General features: G+C 26.8%; 16 protein-coding genes and 1 riboswitch. Of the genes, 6 read left to right on the top strand and 10 right to left on the bottom strand.

The annotated features are described in order from the left end of the window. Nucleotides 1-6: 6 nt before the first annotated feature. Genes hypA through NG904_RS02735 form a run of 4 tightly spaced genes read right to left on the bottom strand, consistent with a single transcriptional unit; the run spans nt 7 to nt 3,106 of the window. Entirely contained in the window at nt 7-348 is a 342-nt protein-coding gene (gene hypA / locus NG904_RS02720) for a hydrogenase maturation nickel metallochaperone HypA (RefSeq protein WP_252213967.1), read from the bottom strand. Beyond that, nucleotides 341-814 carry a hydrogenase maturation protease gene (locus NG904_RS02725; protein WP_252229613.1) on the bottom strand — a complete coding sequence of 158 codons (474 nt, stop codon included), beginning with the start codon at nt 812-814 and terminating at the stop codon, nt 341-343. The genes hypA and NG904_RS02725 overlap by 8 nt, the downstream gene beginning before the upstream one ends. Next, nucleotides 811-2,226 carry a nickel-dependent hydrogenase large subunit gene (locus NG904_RS02730; RefSeq protein WP_252229615.1) on the bottom strand — a complete coding sequence of 472 codons (1,416 nt, stop codon included), beginning with the start codon at nt 2,224-2,226 and terminating at the stop codon, nt 811-813. The genes NG904_RS02725 and NG904_RS02730 overlap by 4 nt, the downstream gene beginning before the upstream one ends. A 4-nt stretch (nt 2,227-2,230) precedes the next feature. Beyond that, nucleotides 2,231-3,106, bottom strand: coding sequence for a hydrogenase small subunit (locus tag NG904_RS02735; protein WP_434062238.1), 876 nt, complete (start codon nt 3,104-3,106; stop codon nt 2,231-2,233). Between the two features lie 398 nt (nt 3,107-3,504). On the opposite strand from NG904_RS02735, the gene NG904_RS02740 reads away from it, so the two are divergent. Together NG904_RS02740 and NG904_RS02745 are read left to right on the top strand one after the other, a co-directional pair. Then, nucleotides 3,505-4,035, top strand: coding sequence for an ECF transporter S component (locus tag NG904_RS02740; RefSeq protein ID WP_252213975.1), 531 nt, complete (start codon nt 3,505-3,507; stop codon nt 4,033-4,035). Then, the gene (locus tag NG904_RS02745) at nt 4,028-4,597 is read left to right on the top strand and encodes a class I SAM-dependent methyltransferase (RefSeq protein ID WP_252229620.1); all 570 of its coding nucleotides are present in this window, start codon (nt 4,028-4,030) and stop codon (nt 4,595-4,597) included. Before NG904_RS02740 ends, NG904_RS02745 begins: the two co-directional genes overlap by 8 nt. 59 nt (nt 4,598-4,656) lie before the next feature. On the opposite strand, the gene NG904_RS02750 is transcribed toward NG904_RS02745, so the two are convergent. Both NG904_RS02750 and NG904_RS02755 read right to left on the bottom strand, forming a co-directional pair. After that, nucleotides 4,657-6,327 (bottom strand): ribulokinase, encoded by a 1,671-nt coding sequence (locus tag NG904_RS02750; RefSeq protein ID WP_252229622.1) that lies wholly within the window; start codon nt 6,325-6,327, stop codon nt 4,657-4,659. 44 nt (nt 6,328-6,371) lie between these two features. Continuing rightward, on the bottom strand, nt 6,372-8,591 hold the full coding sequence (locus NG904_RS02755; RefSeq protein WP_252229624.1) for an iron-containing alcohol dehydrogenase: 2,220 nt from the start codon (nt 8,589-8,591) through the stop codon (nt 6,372-6,374). A gap of 487 nt (nt 8,592-9,078) precedes the next feature. Between NG904_RS02755 and NG904_RS02760 the strand changes: the two genes are divergently transcribed. Both NG904_RS02760 and zupT read left to right on the top strand, forming a co-directional pair. Further along, nucleotides 9,079-10,176, top strand: coding sequence for a LacI family DNA-binding transcriptional regulator (locus NG904_RS02760; RefSeq protein WP_353846042.1), 1,098 nt, complete (start codon nt 9,079-9,081; stop codon nt 10,174-10,176). A 399-nt stretch (nt 10,177-10,575) separates the two neighbouring features. Then, entirely contained in the window at nt 10,576-11,358 is a 783-nt protein-coding gene (gene zupT / locus NG904_RS02765) for a zinc transporter ZupT (protein ID WP_252213988.1), read from the top strand. A gap of 53 nt (nt 11,359-11,411) precedes the next feature. Here zupT and NG904_RS02770 read toward each other — a convergent pair whose 3' ends face one another. Continuing rightward, the gene (locus NG904_RS02770; protein ID WP_252229628.1) at nt 11,412-12,188 is read right to left on the bottom strand and encodes a DUF4931 domain-containing protein; all 777 of its coding nucleotides are present in this window, start codon (nt 12,186-12,188) and stop codon (nt 11,412-11,414) included. A gap of 315 nt (nt 12,189-12,503) precedes the next feature. Between NG904_RS02770 and NG904_RS02775 the strand changes: the two genes are divergently transcribed. Both NG904_RS02775 and NG904_RS02780 read left to right on the top strand, forming a co-directional pair. Then, entirely contained in the window at nt 12,504-13,511 is a 1,008-nt protein-coding gene (locus NG904_RS02775; RefSeq protein WP_252229630.1) for a DUF1002 domain-containing protein, read from the top strand. Nucleotides 13,512-13,625: 114 nt separating this feature from the next. Beyond that, complete coding sequence (locus tag NG904_RS02780; RefSeq protein WP_252213992.1) at nt 13,626-14,096, top strand: coiled-coil domain-containing protein; 471 nt, start codon at nt 13,626-13,628, stop codon at nt 14,094-14,096. A 72-nt stretch (nt 14,097-14,168) separates the two neighbouring features. Here NG904_RS02780 and NG904_RS02785 read toward each other — a convergent pair whose 3' ends face one another. The 3 genes from NG904_RS02785 to NG904_RS02795 all read right to left on the bottom strand — a co-directional run bounded on the left by NG904_RS02785 (nt 14,169) and on the right by NG904_RS02795 (nt 16,961). After that, the gene (locus NG904_RS02785; protein ID WP_252229632.1) at nt 14,169-14,843 is read right to left on the bottom strand and encodes a ferredoxin-like domain-containing protein; all 675 of its coding nucleotides are present in this window, start codon (nt 14,841-14,843) and stop codon (nt 14,169-14,171) included. A gap of 277 nt (nt 14,844-15,120) precedes the next feature. Then, a complete protein-coding gene (locus NG904_RS02790) occupies nt 15,121-15,666 on the bottom strand; it encodes a folate family ECF transporter S component (RefSeq protein WP_252213995.1) in 546 nt (181 codons plus the stop codon). Nucleotides 15,667-15,725: 59 nt separating this feature from the next. Then, a riboswitch (THF riboswitch) is annotated at nt 15,726-15,824 on the bottom strand. 69 nt (nt 15,825-15,893) lie between these two features. Further along, nucleotides 15,894-16,961 (bottom strand): HD-GYP domain-containing protein, encoded by a 1,068-nt coding sequence (locus NG904_RS02795; RefSeq protein ID WP_252229635.1) that lies wholly within the window; start codon nt 16,959-16,961, stop codon nt 15,894-15,896. Nucleotides 16,962-17,058 lie beyond the last annotated feature (97 nt).

Here is a 17,058-nt window from a genome sequence, read left to right on the forward strand (position 1 = left end):
ATATGATTATTCCCCTTCTATTCTATAAAGTAACATCTCATAACCTGAAATTATTTCACTACTTAAACAATTACACTTAGGACATTTTTTATTTGTAAAACTTATTGAAAATTCTTGTTGACATTTTTTACAATATGCTTTTGCCTTAATTTCATTTATTTCTAATTTTGCACCCTCACAAATTCCATTTTTACTTAATGCTTCAAATGCAAAAATAAGATACGATTTTTCAATATAATAAAATTCTCCTATTTTTAAAATAATTTTAGTCACCTTATTGATATTATTTTTCTTGCAATTATCTTCAACCATATCTATTACCGAACTCATTAAAGATACTTCATGCATAATCCTCACCATAAATCCTTTTAAGTATATTTTTTATTTCATTAAATACTTTAATTGATATATTTAAGAATTCATTTTTTAAAGTTTTAGATAACTCTAAAGAGAAATCTATAATTTCTATCTCTATACCTATTAAATACCCATTTACTTCTCTATATTCTTTTCTTAAAATCTTTAATAAACTTTCATTATGCTCATCTCTACTATTTGTAATAAACCTATCACATTCTTTAAAATCAAAAATAGAAATAACCCCCGGCTTTAATCCTAAATACGTACTATCAACTATAATAACAATATCTTCTTTGTTTATGCAGTCCAAACAATACATATAATCAGTTTCTCCAATTATAACCTCTATATCTTTACTGAGTTTCTCTATTTCATCTTTTATTTTTTCTACTATCTTTACTCCTATCCCATCATCACAAAGGAGTATGTTTCCCACACCAAAAATTTTTATCATACTATATTTATGTTAAAAGGTTCATATCTATCACTAACAATATGAGCAGCACAATTTAAGCATGGATCAAAACTTCTAACTATTCTTCCTATTTCAACTGGATGTTTAATATCATTTATTTGTGTTCCTATTAAAGCTTGTTCAGCGGTGCCTTTTATTCCTTTACTATCTTCAGGTGATAAATTCCAAGCTGATGGAGGTATTAAAGTATAATTTGAAACAAGCTTTTTATCTATTGATAACCAATGCCCTAAAGCACCTCTTTCTGCTTCTATTAAACCAATTCCTTTTGCCTTTTCAGGCATCTCCCACTCTTTTTGATATGCTTTTCCCATCTTAAGCATTTCTATCAAAACTTTTATTGTTTCACAAATTCTTTTTGCTTCTAAAGACTTAGCTGCAATTCTATCCATTGTAGATATTCCCCCACTATATCCTCCATTTAACGTCATTCTTGCTAATGCCCCTACTTCCATAGAATATCCATTATATCTTGGAGCATTTATCCAACTATATGCATTCTCTTTATAGGCATTAGGTTTTGCCGGTTCATCTAATCCTGGAATAATTGTTTCTGAAGTTCCATTTGCCCATGTTTTAGCAACACTCTCAGTAATATTATTAATATCAAATGTTTCTTTTACCCCATTTATAATTACTCCTGGTGCACAATACTTTATTGGTGGTGAATAATCATTGTATAATTCATAGCACATTAGATTTCCATGACCTTTACCAATTTTAAAATAATCATTATATACTTCTGATATTCTATAAACATCTGGTATTAGTTTTTCTTCAACAAAACTACTTATTACATTAATACTATATTTAATGTTCTCTATCTGCTGAATATTAATATTTGTAGTTGTTCCTCCTACAAATATTCCATGACAATGTGGTACTTTTCCTGCTAATTCAGCTACTCCTCTATGTGCTTCTCTGCTGTATTTTACTGCTTCCAAATAATCAGAATTTATCCTATCTGTATCAGCTTTAGATAATCTATAATCAGCCTGTTTAGCCGATTCAGTCTTATACAATGGATTCAAATGTACTATATCTACATAGTCAGGAAATACAAAGAAATAAACGTGTCTTAAATAATTTTGGAGCAATTCAAATCCATTAGCAATATCACGCACAATCTTTCCATTAAAATCTGGCGTAACCTTCATTGCATCTTCTAAAGCTAAAGTTGCAGCCATTGTATGATGAGTGGAGCAAATTCCACATATTCTTGGTGCTAAATATATAATATCTAAAGGTGATCTTCCTTGAAATATTTGCTCAAAACCTCTAAATTGACTGCCACTACTTTTAGCATCAACAATTTTATTATTTTCAATCTCTACCTCAATACTTAACAGTCCACTTACTCTTGTTATAGGATCAATTATTATTTTAGTCATATATCTAAACCCCTCCATATCTAACAAATGGCTCATTGCCGTCTGGAAATTTAGGTCCAGCACATCCTATGCAGTTTGTATTATCTCTAACTGGCCAATTTTCAGTTCCATTCCACTTGCTTATTGGACAATATGCATAAGTCACTGGTCCTTGACATCCTAACTTAAACATACATTCTTCATCCCCAAGCTTCTTTGCAAATATTCCCGCATCAAAGAATCTTCTTCTTAAACAATTATCATGAATTGTCTGTCCATAATATGCTGTAGGTCTTCCATCGCTATCTAGTTCTGGTGCTCCATAAGAAGTAAGATATCCCAAAATCCCCATAATCCAAACTGGATTTGCTGGACATCCTGGAATTGCAATAATATCATCTCTTTTTAAAAATTCTTTAACACTAACAGCATCAGATAAATTAGGTCTAGCAGCAGTGGGTCCACCATAAGAAGAGCAAGTTCCAACTGTAACAATATATTTTGCATTTTGGGCTATAGTTTTAACTCCCTCCATAGCTGTTATTTTTCTGCCTTTATACGTAGCAATTGTTGTATACAATCCATTATCCTTTAATGGGACTGCTCCACATACAACAAACACATAATCAGTATTTAAAGTTTGTAATATTCTTTCATAAGCTGTTTCACCTGAATCTCCACATATACTACCAAAATAATTTAAATTAACAAATTCTTTAAGTAAATATAAAACATCTGGATCCTTTGCATCAAGTAAGGATATTATTTGCCCAAAACAACCCGAAATTTCAAGCCATATAGCATTTATTTTCTGTTTTTTTCCTGATTTAACATCTTCAATTGCTCTTTCAGTAAATTTCACTGCTAATTCTTCTTTATTTTTTTGTAAACTACAATTCATTTTACAGTTATTACAATTTCCATAACTTAAAACTTTATTTTCTTCCATATTTATCTTTTTGCAAGAACTGTTAGTATATTTTAAATCTGCATATTCTTCTACATCATTATCTTTTATTTGATTCATATAAAAATTTTTATTATCTAAGTAATCTATATTTTCAATTCCATACAAATCTTCTGCTTTTACATATTTTACTGGCACTATAAATCCATTTTCCATTTTTAAAATATACATGTATTTATCTCCTAAAAAATAATCATTATATATAATATTATTTTACTTTTAAAAAAATTCTTCTATGATAACTGTTCTAAAAGAAATAATTCATAATAAAAATATTGTAAAGAAAACTTTTAGAGTACTAATAAATATTTGGTTATAAGGAGAAATTAAAAATGAATGAAAAGACAAAAAATCTAGTACGAGCTGGATTACTCCTAGCACTAGGAATAATAATTCCATATACCTTTCATATGACAGGATTACCAGGTAATATATTCTTACCTATGCACATACCTGTATTACTTTGTGGATTTATCCTTGGAGAAAAATATGGCTTACTTATAGGATTTATAACTCCAATAATTAATTCAATTATTTCAGGAATGCCTCCTATATATCCAATAGGAATATGTATGGCATTTGAACTTTCAAGCTATGGGCTAATAGCAGGATTAATGTACAAAAATAAAAAGTATAATATTTTTATATCTTTAATAACTGCTATGATTATAGGTAGATTAATTTCAGGTATAACAAATTATATTTTGTTAACTGTTTCAGGAAATGGCTTTGTACTTGCTTCATTCTTAACAGGTAGTTTTATAAAGGGAATATGGGGAATAATTATTCAACTTATATTAATACCAATAATAATTAAAATTATTGAAAATAAAATAGATAAGGATGTAATTATAAATGGATGATTTAGAATTTTTTAATAGTGTTGCATTTAAGTGGGATGAAATGTGTAAACATGACGATAAAAAAATCAGAAGAATTATAGAATTATCAGATATAAAAAGTGGTTCTAAAATACTTGATGTTGGAACAGGAACGGGTATATTAATTAGTTATTTATTAGAAAAATCTCCTACTAAAATCGTTGCCGTTGATAATTCTGAGAATATGATTAAGGTATGTAAAAGTAAGTATAATGATAAACGAGTTGAATTTATTGTAAATGATATTATGAATCTTGAGAATTATACATTTGACTATATTTTTATTTACTCAGCTTATCCACATTTTAAAGATAAGTATGCACTGTTTAACAAACTTTATAACCTTTTAAATAAAGATGGTAAAATAGTTATTGCTCATTCAGATAGTAAAGAAAAAATAAATAATGTACATTTAAAAAAACCTCAAATAAAATACAATGTACTTCCTCCAGTAGAAAATACCATAATCATAATGAACAATTATTTTTATATTGATAAAAGCATCGATAATGAAGAAATGTATTACGTGTCTGGAATAAAATAATAAAATAAACACCAACGTCCTATATAAAAACATTGGTGTTTATTTTAAAACATAGCCTATTATTTATGCTTTGCTGTCGCTTTAATATTTTTTAATCTTTTCATGACATCGTTTGCACCTTTGCCAAAATAATCATTAAGTAATAAATACTCTTTGTATAAGCTATCATATGTAACTGCATTTTCATGAATAGGTTTAAATGTACCTTCTTTTACTTTACCTAAATGTCTAGCTACATCATTAGCATTTTTATATCCTGTCACTTCTTCTTTAGCTGCTGCAATTCCTAAAATCGCACTTCCTAAAGCTCCTGATTGCTTAGTGTCTATTATTTTTATTTCTTTATTACATACATCTGCATATATCTGAACTAACATAGGATTCTTTAATGGTATTCCTCCAGCTACACATATTTCATTAACTGGAACACCATGCTTTTCAAATTGTTCAATAACAACTCTTGTCCCATAAGCAGTTGCTTCTATTAATGCTCTATAAATTTCTTCTGGTTTAGTCTTTAATGTCATTCCTAATATCATACCTGTTAAATCAAAATCCATTAAAGTTGATCTTACTCCATTAAACCAATCTAATGCTATAAGTCCACTCTGTCCAACTTTATAGTTTTCTAATTTTTTGTTTAATAAATCAAAATCACTAATACCTAATTTTTTTGCTTCTTCTTTATATTTAGCTGGTAAGGCATTTTCTTTAAACCAAGCAAAATGATTTCCCACACAACATTGTCCAGCTTCATATCCAAAATATCCTGGAAGAATACCATCCTTTACAATTCCACAAACTCCTGGAATTCCTTCTTCTGTTTCAGACAATAACATATGACAAGAAGATGTCCCCATAATTATAAGCATTTTTCCTGGTCCATCAATCTTACTTGCAGCTACAGAAGCATGAGCATCTATAATACTAACCCCTACTGGAGTACCTTCTTTTAATCCTGTTTTTTCAGCCATATCTTTAGTTAAATACCCTAAGCATTCACCTATAGATTTAATATTAGTAGATAATTTTTCATCTACCACATTTTCCATTTTAGAATTTAATGATTTAAAGAACTCTTTACTTGGATATCCCATTTCATGATGATAAAAAGCTTTATATCCTGCTGCACAAGCACTTCTTACCTCTTCACCTGTTAATAACCATGTAATCCAGTCACACGCTTCTAAAATTCTACCACTTGCTTCATATACCTTAGGAGATTCTTTTACAATTTGCATAATTTTAGGTATCATCCACTCACTTGAAATTTTCCCTCCATATAAAGACAACCATTTTTGATTTGTCTCACTTGCAATTTTGTAAATTTCATCAGCACAATATTGCGCTGAATGATGATTCCATAGCTTTGCATAAGCATGAGGATTATGTTTATATTCTGATAAATAACAAAGAGGAATACCCTCTTTTGTTGTTGGTAATATAGTGGAAGAGGTGAAATCTACACCTATTCCTACTATATCATCTTTATTTACTAAATTTTCATCCATAATCCCTTTTAAGGTTTCAATTAACCCTGTTTCATAATCTTTAGGATGTTGTAAAGCCCAGTCAATTCCTAGTTCTTCTCCTGTTGGAATATTATCAACCATTACTCCATGTGGATATTCATAAATTTTAGTTAATAACTCTTCTCCTGTTTTTATATCAATTAATAATGTACGAACTGATAAAGTCCCAAAATCAATACCAATAGCATACTTACCCATAACCTTTATACCTCACAAATTCTACTTTTATTTTTCTCTACCTTTTAAATTGTTACTATTTTAGTATCATAAGACACATCCTTGTTTTTAATTAAGCTTGTAATGTCGGCTACTGAATCTACAATTATATCTGGTTGAACACTACTCTTACCAATATCCTCATTTTTAGTTTCTCCACTTAATACTAATATAGATAAAACATCACTATTTTTAGTTACTGCTATATCTGTATATAATCTATCTCCAACAACTGCAATTTCATCTTGTTTATATCCAGTTTCTTCAATTATATATTCCAATGTATGATGAGAAGGTTTACCAAAAAACTCAGGAAATCTATTTGTAGAACTTTCAATTAATCTTGCCATTGATCCACAGTCAGGAATAAATGTATTTCCTTCCATAGGACAATTTAAATCTGGATTAATTCCAAAATAAGTTTTTCCTTCTCTTATAAAACTACATGCCTTTTCAAGCTTTTCATAAGTAAGGCTTGTATCAAATCCTATGATTACAATGTCAGGATTACAATCATTTAACTCTATATTAAAAGTTCTAAATTCATCTAATAAAGATTGTGTTCCTACAACATAAACACTTTTTCCAGGGTAGTTTTTCTTTAAATACTTTATCATTACATGTGTTGAAATCATCATTTGTTTGGGTTCAATTATTATATTCATACCTTTTAATTTTTCAATATAACTTTCTTGACTTTTAGATGAATTATTTGTGAAAAAATAATATTCTCGATTTGTTTTTTTCACTGTCTCTAAAAATTCATTTGTAAAATCAAATAAATTTTTACCTAAATAAATAGTTCCATCCATGTCTAAAATAAAACACTTTATTTTTTCTATTTTATCTTTCATATATTTATTATTTAATTTCATATACTGAGTTTGTCCACTTTCAAAATAGTCAGCAATTTTTTCTGACATCTTATCTGCAATACCTAAATCCCATAGCAATTGTAAAAGGGTATAACGATCTCTAACTTCTTTTGCCACTAATATACTATCTTTAATCATTTCATAATCAACCCCAACTTGTTTAGGATTAATTGGTGCATTTAAAGATAATAGAATATCTTCTATTACTTTCACATTAGGTAATGAGTCATTTATTACTTTTGTTATCTCATCCCAATGTTCTTCTATTCGTTTTATTCTCTTTCCATGAAGATTCTTTGAATTTTTATTTGTTTTCGCTTCTAAAGCTATTACTCCGTTTGCTGCACAGCCATAGCTTTGTATCATCTTTTCTTCCCATGCTTTTTGATCGTAATTTTCTACATATTTTCTGGCATTTTTAAAATCTATTTTTTCTTTTAATAACATTTCATATGTCTTTATAACAGCTACTGTTCCAATCCCTACTTTAGTTCCATGTAACACAGGTTTTCTTCCCTCAAATAAGAATTTCATTTCCCAATAATGAGAAATATGATGTTCGCTTCCGGATGCTGGTCTTGAATTACCAACAAAGCTCATTGCAATTCCTGTTCCTATTAAAGCTTCTGTAATATTGCTTATTGCTTCTTTTGAACGTAGCATTACTTGATCTGCACTTTCCACTACTTTTTTTATAGATTTTTCAACCATTTCAACTATTTCTTTACAATAATACTCTTTATTTACAATATTAGCAATTTTCCAATCACATAAGCAAGTATACTTTCCTAGTATATCTCCAAGTCCCGCTGTTATCATATTCATAGGAGCATTTGCTAAAACGTCTACATCAGCTATAATAGCTGTTGGAACATGAGCATCATATGTTGCTTTTAAATTGTTAGTTATAAGTGCTGCTCCTACTGAAGCAAACCCATCCATTGATGGTGCTGTAGCTACAATAATATAATCTATTTTTAGCTTATAGCTTATATATTTACACATATCATTGATAGTTCCAGTGCCTACCCCTAATATAAGATCATAATTACTTTCCATTGCAAGTTGTATTTTCATTATAGTCTCTTCATTTGGAACAACTTCATCTTCATCCAATACAATCTTACTTATTTCAATATTTGCTGTTTTAAATTCATCTTCTACTTGTTTTCCAGCTGCTACATATGTATTTTTATCTGCAACCATAAATATTTTTTTATAAGACTTTCTTTTAATAAATTCAGGTATTTTTTTTATTGCACCTTCTGATATCTCTACATAATCTAAATCAGTTTTATGATTTTTCCCACAAGAACAAAAAAAATCGTGATGTAAATAATCTGATATTGAATTTATCTTTATATTAATCATGCTTAACCACCCTTTTAATATATTTATTTTTGCTAGCAAATATATTGTATATTGCCATTATAAATATGACTTAAACAAGCTGTCAATCAAGTCAAATACTCAGTTATTAATAACTCTAACATTATAAAATTAATATTTTTTTCTTTTTAATAAACTTAATTGTTTTAGTGAAAAGCTCTCTTTGTTATTTATTAATATTCTTAAGTTCAATTACTCAGTCCACTTTGCTTATGCATATATCAACACGCTGCTAAAACATAGCCTTTTGTATAAAAAGATCTATGTTTTAAAAATAGTTTTTTGATTAAATATATGAAACTAATTTTCATATATCTTTTTTACTATTAATAAATTTAACATTTTATTAATAAATATTAATACTAATTATTAATAAAACCCCTTAAATCCATTAATAATAAATTTATTTATTAATTAACTATTTGTCTTTTTTATTCCTATTTTGTATACTAAGTTTAAAAGAAAAGGAGTGGTTTACTTGACGTCTTATCGTAAGATAACAACAAAAGATATTGCTGACTATGCTGGAGTTTCTCAATCAACTGTTTCCATGGTGTTGAATAATAGACCCGATGTTTCTTTTTCTTATGAAACAAGAGAAAAAGTTCTTAACGCTACAAAAGTTCTAGGATATGAAAAAAATAAAAAGACATGTAGTGATACAGCTTTATCAAAGCTTATTATAATAATGTGTCCATCTCTTTCTAATTTGTATTATACTATGCTGATACATTCTATTACTGAGCAAGCAAATAAACATGGATATTCTATATTTATAGCACCTACAATGAGAAATCCTAAGCTTGAAAAACATTATTTAAATATGTATTCAAATCTTAAAGTAGCTGGGATTATATATTTATATCAATCTACTTTAGTTTCACAAATAAAAGACTTAGTTTCTTCTGCTCCTGTTGTCTTAATTAGTGATAAAAATGAAGATTTAGATTTAGATTCTGTAGAATTAAATAGTCATAAAACAGGCTATATTATAGGTGAACATCTATTATCTCTTGGACATAAAAAAGTAGCTTATATTTCTACTCCACTACTTGCACATGAAATTCCAAGAATTCAAAGACTTAATGGATTGAAAAAAAGCTTTTATGATCACAATGTTGATATCGATAACATTATAATAAAAAATGAAGACATTCAAAATACTACTAAGTATCCTTTAGATAAAACTGAATATTTAACAGGATATAACTTAACAAAAAAATTGTTAGCAGAAAAAACTGATGTAACAGCCTTTATTGGAACTAATGATATGGTAGCTATTGGGATTATGGATGCATTAACAGAAATGAAATATAAAATACCAAATGATTTTTCAGTCTGTGGTTTTGATAATACCCTATTATCATCTTTGCAAAAAATATCTTTAACAACAGTTGATCATGCTATAGAAAATAAAGGTACTGAAGGTGTTAATATTATATTGAAAAAAATAAATAGTAAATCTTCAAATTCACAAAACAGATCTTGCATTATGAGACTAGAATATGAACCTTTTATCGTTAAAAGAAACAGTACAGGAATTGCACGAACTACAAAACTATATTAAAAAATTATTTTTAGCTTAATGCTTTATGTTAAATAATTCAACAGTAAACAAATATATATAACTTAATTATTTAAATTTTCAAAATATTTTCCGAATTGTGAAAACATACTTGTTTTTTAATTTAAATCTGCTACAATATAAGTAGAGTTAGTAATGAACTTAAATGCAAATATATTCTCATTGGAATATATAAAAATTTCATTTGAAACTATTTGGAAACAATAAATTACGACTCCTTTTTAATATTATTTAAAAAAAGCAATGCTCACTATGTTAAAAGATATCTTTAATGTAGTGAGCATTGTTTTTTTATTCTTAAACATATCTATTTTTTTGTAATTTTCTTATAACTTTAAGAATATATAAAAATATAGTAATAATTAAAGAGGTGTAAAATAAATGACTAATAATGCATATATTGCCTTATTACTTTCTTTTTTTGCTGGAATTTCAACAGTATTAGGTGCTGTTGTTGTATTATTTATAAAGAAAAAAAGTGATAAAATAATTACTTTTGCTCTTGGATTTTCTTCAGGAGTAATGATTTGCGTTTCTTTTACTGACTTGTTTCCTCATGCTGAAGAAACATTAGTAAAATATTATGGAAATGTCTATGGTGTATTGCTAACAATATTTTATATGCTAAGTGGTGTAATATTTGCTATGCTTGTTGATAAATTTGTTCCACATGAATCTAAAAATATAAATGAGCATGATAGTAATAAGCATTTAAATCTTTTTCGAGTAGGATTTGTATCAATGATTGCAATTACACTACATAATTTTCCTGAAGGTATTGCTACCTTTATGTCAAGTTATCAAAATATCACATTAGGAATGTCTATTTCTTTAGCCATAGCTATGCATAATATACCTGAAGGTATTGCTGTTGCTATGCCAATTTACTACTCTACTGGTAGTAAGGGAAAAGCATTTAAATACACATTGTATTCTGGTTTATCAGAACCTTTAGGGGCTCTTGTTTCTTTTTTTATTTTAAAACCATTTATTAATGATTTTATTTTAGGTTTAATTTTTGCATTTGTAATGGGAATAATGCTATATATATCTTTTGAAGAGTTAATTCCATCTTCTCGCCAATATGGATATAACAATTTATCTTTATACTCAATTTTTTTAGGAATATGTATAATGCCGATAACCCATATTTTCTTAAATTAATAGCATAAAAAAAGAACTACTTTAATTTCTGTAGTTCTTTTTTCCCTAAAATACTATTCTTTAAAATATAGTTCTTTTAAATTTCCTGCCATCTCTTCTAGACTATTAGAAACTTGTTTCAATGAATATCCAAGTAATAGTGGTGATGTAACAAATCTTGGTGTAACTTTACATATAATTTTATTATTCCAATGATAAAAAAACAAATTAAAACTGTCACATTTAGCAAAATAATTATTTAATATATAATAAACTATTCTTCTTATGCCTTCCGATAAACTAAATGTATTTTTTAAATCATCATTTATAATAACATTAAATTCATTAAATCCATTTATAGGTTTTGTAGATAGGTTTACTTCACAACATTCACTTTTGAAAATTTCTATACCTTCAAAATACTTTTCATTTATATTTTCTCTATAATCTATATTATTTAATCCTACAATTTGCATATGAGCATGCTTTATGCTTCCCCCTGAATGAGGTCCATGATTCTTATAAAATATTACTGACTTGTACTTATTGCTTTTTTCTATATCAAGCCAATTCTTTAGCCCAAAACTAATTAATTGCTCCATATATTCAGAATCATAATTTCCCATATTTAATTCACAATCATAGGTTTCTATAATAACTAATTGAAGAGTATCTCTTAATGTTGGAAATTTATTTTTTAACAATACAAATGGTCCCTTTTCTTGAATAATATCAGTAAGTTTATTCCTATTACAAAACGGACATTCTGTATTCTTATTATTAAAACTATTAGGCTTATTTTTTCCAATATTATTTATGAATATTATATATTCATCATTATGACTAATCATAAATTCACCTACAATTCAACAAAAATTATAATTATTAATCTATACTAAAATATTTTAAATATTACTGTTAATTATATTATATTTCTTTAAAAGTTACAATTTTATAAAACTTTATTTTTTAATTTTTAATTTCTAATATATTAAACTTATTTAAAATATTCTTTCCAAAATTCTTAAAAATATTAAATTAAAATCTTAATATTAAATTAATACAATTGAAATTAACCCTATTATATTGTATGTTATAATATAACTGTAATTATTCTTTTTAGTTTAATTGTATTTAATATGTAATAATAAAAGGAGTTTAAAATTATGAAAATTATCAAAAAAATTTCAAGTAAATTATTAATTATGTTTATGACATTATGTTTAATTATTTCTTTTTCTCCAAATATAACAGCGTTTGCAGATTCATTTAAGGTTGTTACATTAGGTGGAAATTTAACACAAGATCAAAAGAATCAAATGCTTGATTACTTTAAAGTCACTAAAAATGATGCAAATATTTTAGAAATAACAACAGCTGAAGAACAAAAATACCTTGGAAATGTTGCATCTCCAGCTCAATTAGGTAATAAATCTATTTCTTGCTCTTATGTTGAACCAACAAGTAAAGGTGGACTAACTATTTCTACATATAACCTTACATGGGTTACAGAAGGAATGATAAGAAATGCTTTAATTACAGCTGGAGTAGAAAATGCCAATGTAGTAGCTGCTGCACCATTTAAAGTTTCTGGTACTGCTGCACTTACTGGTATTCTAAAAGGATTTGAGAATAGTTCTGGTGGTTCTAAAATTGATGAAGAAAAAAAAGAAGTTGCTAACGAAGAAATTGTCGTTACAGGTGGTCTTGGAGATAAAATAGGACAAGATGAAGCAGCCAAATTGATAAATGATGTAAAAAAAGATGTCGTTAAAGAAAAACCTAAAACTGATAAAGAAATTGAAAAAATAGTTGAAAAAGCAGTTAAAGAATATAAAGTTGAACTTAATGATGAAGATAGACAAACTATTAATTCTTTAATGACTAAAATAAATGGATTAGATCTTAATTATAATAAAATTAAAAATCAATTAAATGATGCTGCAAGTAAATTAAAAGAAAAATTAAATAGTGAAGAGGCTCAAGGATTTTTTGCTAAGGTTAAGGAATTCTTTTCTAATTTCTTTCAAGCAATATCAGATTGGTTATCAAGTGATTCAAACAATGATACTGAATCTACCAAAAACAATGCTGATTCAGTAACTTCGGTAAATAATGAAAATTCTACTAAAAATAACAGTTCAGAAAATACATCAAACAAAGTAACTCAATAATAAAAAACTTTAGTTTAAAAAAATATAATAAATTTCTTTAATATTTCACATACTAGTGATGACGTTTAGTTTAATGAAATATTAACAAATTACATTAAAAAGGAGATTTATTATATGAAAAAAGCATTAATAAAATCTATAGCTTGTTCTCTTTGTATTATTAGTGTGACAACAGTTATTCCTCAAAAAGTTAATGCTACAACTTTAACTTCAAGCATAAGCTATTTTAATAACAATGATTCTTCAACTGATAAACACAATGGTAGTTGGATCTTTGATAAAGATAATTTAAACTATCTTTCAAAAAAGGAAAAGAAACAATTAGAAGAAATTAAAAAGCTTAAAGATAAAGGTGAGGAAATTTCAGAGGAACAACAAAAGCAATTAGCTGATATAAAAGAAACTGTTTTAAAGAAAAAATTAGGTGACGAAAAATATAAAGATTTTAAAGCACTAATAGAAAAGAAACACTGTAAGAAAGAACTTACTGAGGAAGAACAAGCTAAATTAAAAGAATACAAAAATATTATAAGATCATCAAAAAAAGAATCTAATCGTGCAACATTTAAAGACTTTTTAAGATAATCATTAAAGCAGAGAAATAGTTATTTTAGGCTAATTCTCTGCTTAATTTTTTTATTTTAGCTCTATTTTAAATTATAAATAAGTTTCAATATCTATTTGTTTTTTAACTTCTTCTAATCCAACTCTATCTATATAATCGCCTAATCTTTCTCTAGATGTAGCATTTTCTGCATAAATTTGAATTATTTTTTCAACTAATGGAAATAGTTTTTCTTCTGATACATTCATTGCAATTTTATCTGCAAGCCTTGGTTTTAATCCACCTTTTCCACCAATTTGAACTACCCAGCCTTTAGGCATTCCATATATACCAATATCTTTTATATGATTATCTGCACAACTTTGTGGACATCCACTAACTCCTATTTTAAGCTTATTAGGTAAATCTTTACCATGGTATAATCCATCAAGCTTACTTCCAATTGCTACTGAATCTTGTAGTCCTTTTTTACAAAAAGTTGTTCCTGGACATACTTTAACGCTTCTTACACATAATCCAACAGCTGCTCCTGGTTTCATACCTAAGTCTTTCCATGCATTATCTATTTCTTCTTCTTTTATTCCAACAAGTGCAATACGTTGAGCTCCTGTTACTTTTACAGCTTTAACCTCATATTTTTCTGCGACATCAGCTAATGTTCTTAATTGTTCTGGTGTTATAAGACCTGCTGTTAAATGAGGTGCTATAGCATATGTTTCCTTATCTCTTTGTAAAACTGCTCCCTTGTCTAATAAATCTTTTTTCATGTTTAATGCCTCCCTAATAATACTACAAGTAATTACAATAGTATTTTATCATACTAATTTTTTCCGGTAAACCATTATTTTTTACTATAATTTCTTCATTAATAATTATTTCCTCTTGTTTTGCAATTTCTTTATTTATATTTTTCACATTTAAAAGACTTTATATTCTCTTTAATTTTTGGCTATATCAACACTCTACTAAAACATAACATAAATAAAAAATGTACTCTGTATATTTCAGAGTACATCTATAATAAAAGTATTTATTTTCATTTGCCTAATTAAAATTTTCTTTTTTAATCTTATTTACTAAATTCAATACAAAACATATCATCATTACATTTATAGGAATCATTATTAAATTCTTAAAGGCTCTTATTGGTAAAAGTACATAAAATGCCTTACCTCCCAAGATAGATAACCAAAAAGTATTCATAACTATATCTACAAGAATCACTGAAATAATATTAGCAAATGCACATCTTGTTAAAGTAATTTTTTTCTTGTACAAAATGCTTCCATATATTAATCCAGACATCATTGCCGATAAAGTAAATCCTACAAAAAATGCACCTTTAGGATTTATTAAATAATTAAGAACATCAGATAATCCTCCACACATTGCACCTACAACAGGACCAAATAGCATACTTATAGTTACAGATGCTAAAAATTCAAAACTAAGATGTAGAAACGGTGTGATTTGAATTGTAAACAAATCTAAAATAAGCTTTATTGTTATTAATAACGAAGCCGTAACTAGATTTCTTACATTTTTTAGTTCTTTTGATGAATTTAAAATTAAAGTATAAAAATTTCTCATACAGAATCCCCCCTTTAATTATATTTGCTGAATAAAAAAGAGGGTTCCTCTTTAATATTAACAGCGGAATGCAATATTTACACCGCAAACAAAAGTTTTTCGTTTAAGAGGCAACTTCCCGTCCTCTTAACACTTAACGCGCAAATATCTACTCTGTCAATTAAGAAATTATGTGCTAATTTTATCAAAGCTATTAATTTTTGTCAATACTTTATCGTGATAAAGTGTTATAAAATAAATTGTTCTATTATTAAATCTTTATTTTCTTTTAAATCTAAAAATTCATTTTCCAAAAATATAAAAGGTCGATCTAATTCATTAATATTCATTTGTACTATCTTAGCTATTTTATTGTTATTTAACTTAACTTCTCTTCCAATATAATAATTTACTATATGTTCTAAAAATATATTACAATAATTATAATCTAACTTACCAAAGCTTTCTTCCTTAATTATTTGTATTGCTTCAAAAGGAGACTTTTTATTTCTATAGCATCTATTAGAGTTTATTGCCTCAAAAACATCTGCTATTGCAATAACTTTTGCAAAATCAGGTATTTTATCACCTGTAATTCCTAATGGATAACCACTTCCATCTTCTCTTTCATGATGTAATAATATCGATTGAGAGACTGATTTATCTAAAAAGTTAATTTTTTTAATTATCTTATATCCTAAAACAGGATGTTCTTTAATCTTTTTTAAATCCTTTGAATTTAATCTGCCACTCTTATTGATTATTTTATCGTCTATTTTACATTTTCCAATGTCATGTAAAAGTGCTGAATATATTAATAATTTTATCTTATTTTCTTCAAAACCAATCCATTTTCCAAGTAAACTACTTATAGATGCTACATTTAAACTATGTCTATATATAGAATCGTTTTCACTGCCATAAAAAAGTAGATTATCTATCAATATCTCTGGTATTTTAATAACATTCTGTAGTTCAGATATTAATTTTCTAATTTCTTTAAGAGAATCTTTTTGTAACTCAACAGTATTATCTAGAACATCATGTAAATCTTCACATATTTCATTTAATTTATGCTCTACTTTTTTAAATTCTCGTTCTGAATTTTTCTTACTATTTTCTGCTTTTTCTAATGAGTCCTCTCCATAAACCCATACTTCATCTATATTATATAAAGTTTGTAATTTATTAAGAATTTTATCACTTATAACAACATTTTTTGATAATAATACATTGTTATTTTCCTGTACGTCTTCCCCTATTACCATTCCAGTTTTTAAATCACTTATTTTTAAAAGCATTAATTTTTTTTCCACCCTAATCACCCATACTTAAATTATTCATCTAATATTAATAGTTTATTATAAAATTTATCTTATATAATGATATTCTACAATTATTAATAATTACCCT

Source organism: Clostridium sp. ZBS15 (assembly GCF_023845705.1).
In the GTDB taxonomy this organism is placed as follows: Bacteria; Bacillota; Clostridia; order Clostridiales; family Clostridiaceae; genus Clostridium; species Clostridium aquiflavi.

Coding starts and splice junctions, on each gene's coding strand:
- NG904_RS02780 (WP_252213992.1), top strand. CDS start 13,626: ATGAAAAAAGCATTAATAAAATCTATAGCTTGTTCTCTTTGTATTATT.
- NG904_RS02775 (WP_252229630.1), top strand. CDS start 12,504: ATGAAAATTATCAAAAAAATTTCAAGTAAATTATTAATTATGTTTATG.
- NG904_RS02755 (WP_252229624.1), bottom strand. CDS start 8,591: ATGATTAATATAAAGATAAATTCAATATCAGATTATTTACATCACGAT.
- NG904_RS02740 (WP_252213975.1), top strand. CDS start 3,505: ATGAATGAAAAGACAAAAAATCTAGTACGAGCTGGATTACTCCTAGCA.
- NG904_RS02785 (WP_252229632.1), bottom strand. CDS start 14,843: ATGAAAAAAGATTTATTAGACAAGGGAGCAGTTTTACAAAGAGATAAG.
- NG904_RS02725 (WP_252229613.1), bottom strand. CDS start 814: ATGATAAAAATTTTTGGTGTGGGAAACATACTCCTTTGTGATGATGGG.
- NG904_RS02735 (WP_434062238.1), bottom strand. CDS start 3,106: ATGAATTGTAGTTTACAAAAAAATAAAGAAGAATTAGCAGTGAAATTT.
- NG904_RS02790 (WP_252213995.1), bottom strand. CDS start 15,666: ATGAGAAATTTTTATACTTTAATTTTAAATTCATCAAAAGAACTAAAA.
- NG904_RS02745 (WP_252229620.1), top strand. CDS start 4,028: ATGGATGATTTAGAATTTTTTAATAGTGTTGCATTTAAGTGGGATGAA.
- zupT (WP_252213988.1), top strand. CDS start 10,576: ATGACTAATAATGCATATATTGCCTTATTACTTTCTTTTTTTGCTGGA.
- NG904_RS02750 (WP_252229622.1), bottom strand. CDS start 6,327: ATGGGTAAGTATGCTATTGGTATTGATTTTGGGACTTTATCAGTTCGT.
- NG904_RS02770 (WP_252229628.1), bottom strand. CDS start 12,188: ATGATTAGTCATAATGATGAATATATAATATTCATAAATAATATTGGA.
- NG904_RS02730 (WP_252229615.1), bottom strand. CDS start 2,226: ATGACTAAAATAATAATTGATCCTATAACAAGAGTAAGTGGACTGTTA.
- hypA (WP_252213967.1), bottom strand. CDS start 348: ATGCATGAAGTATCTTTAATGAGTTCGGTAATAGATATGGTTGAAGAT.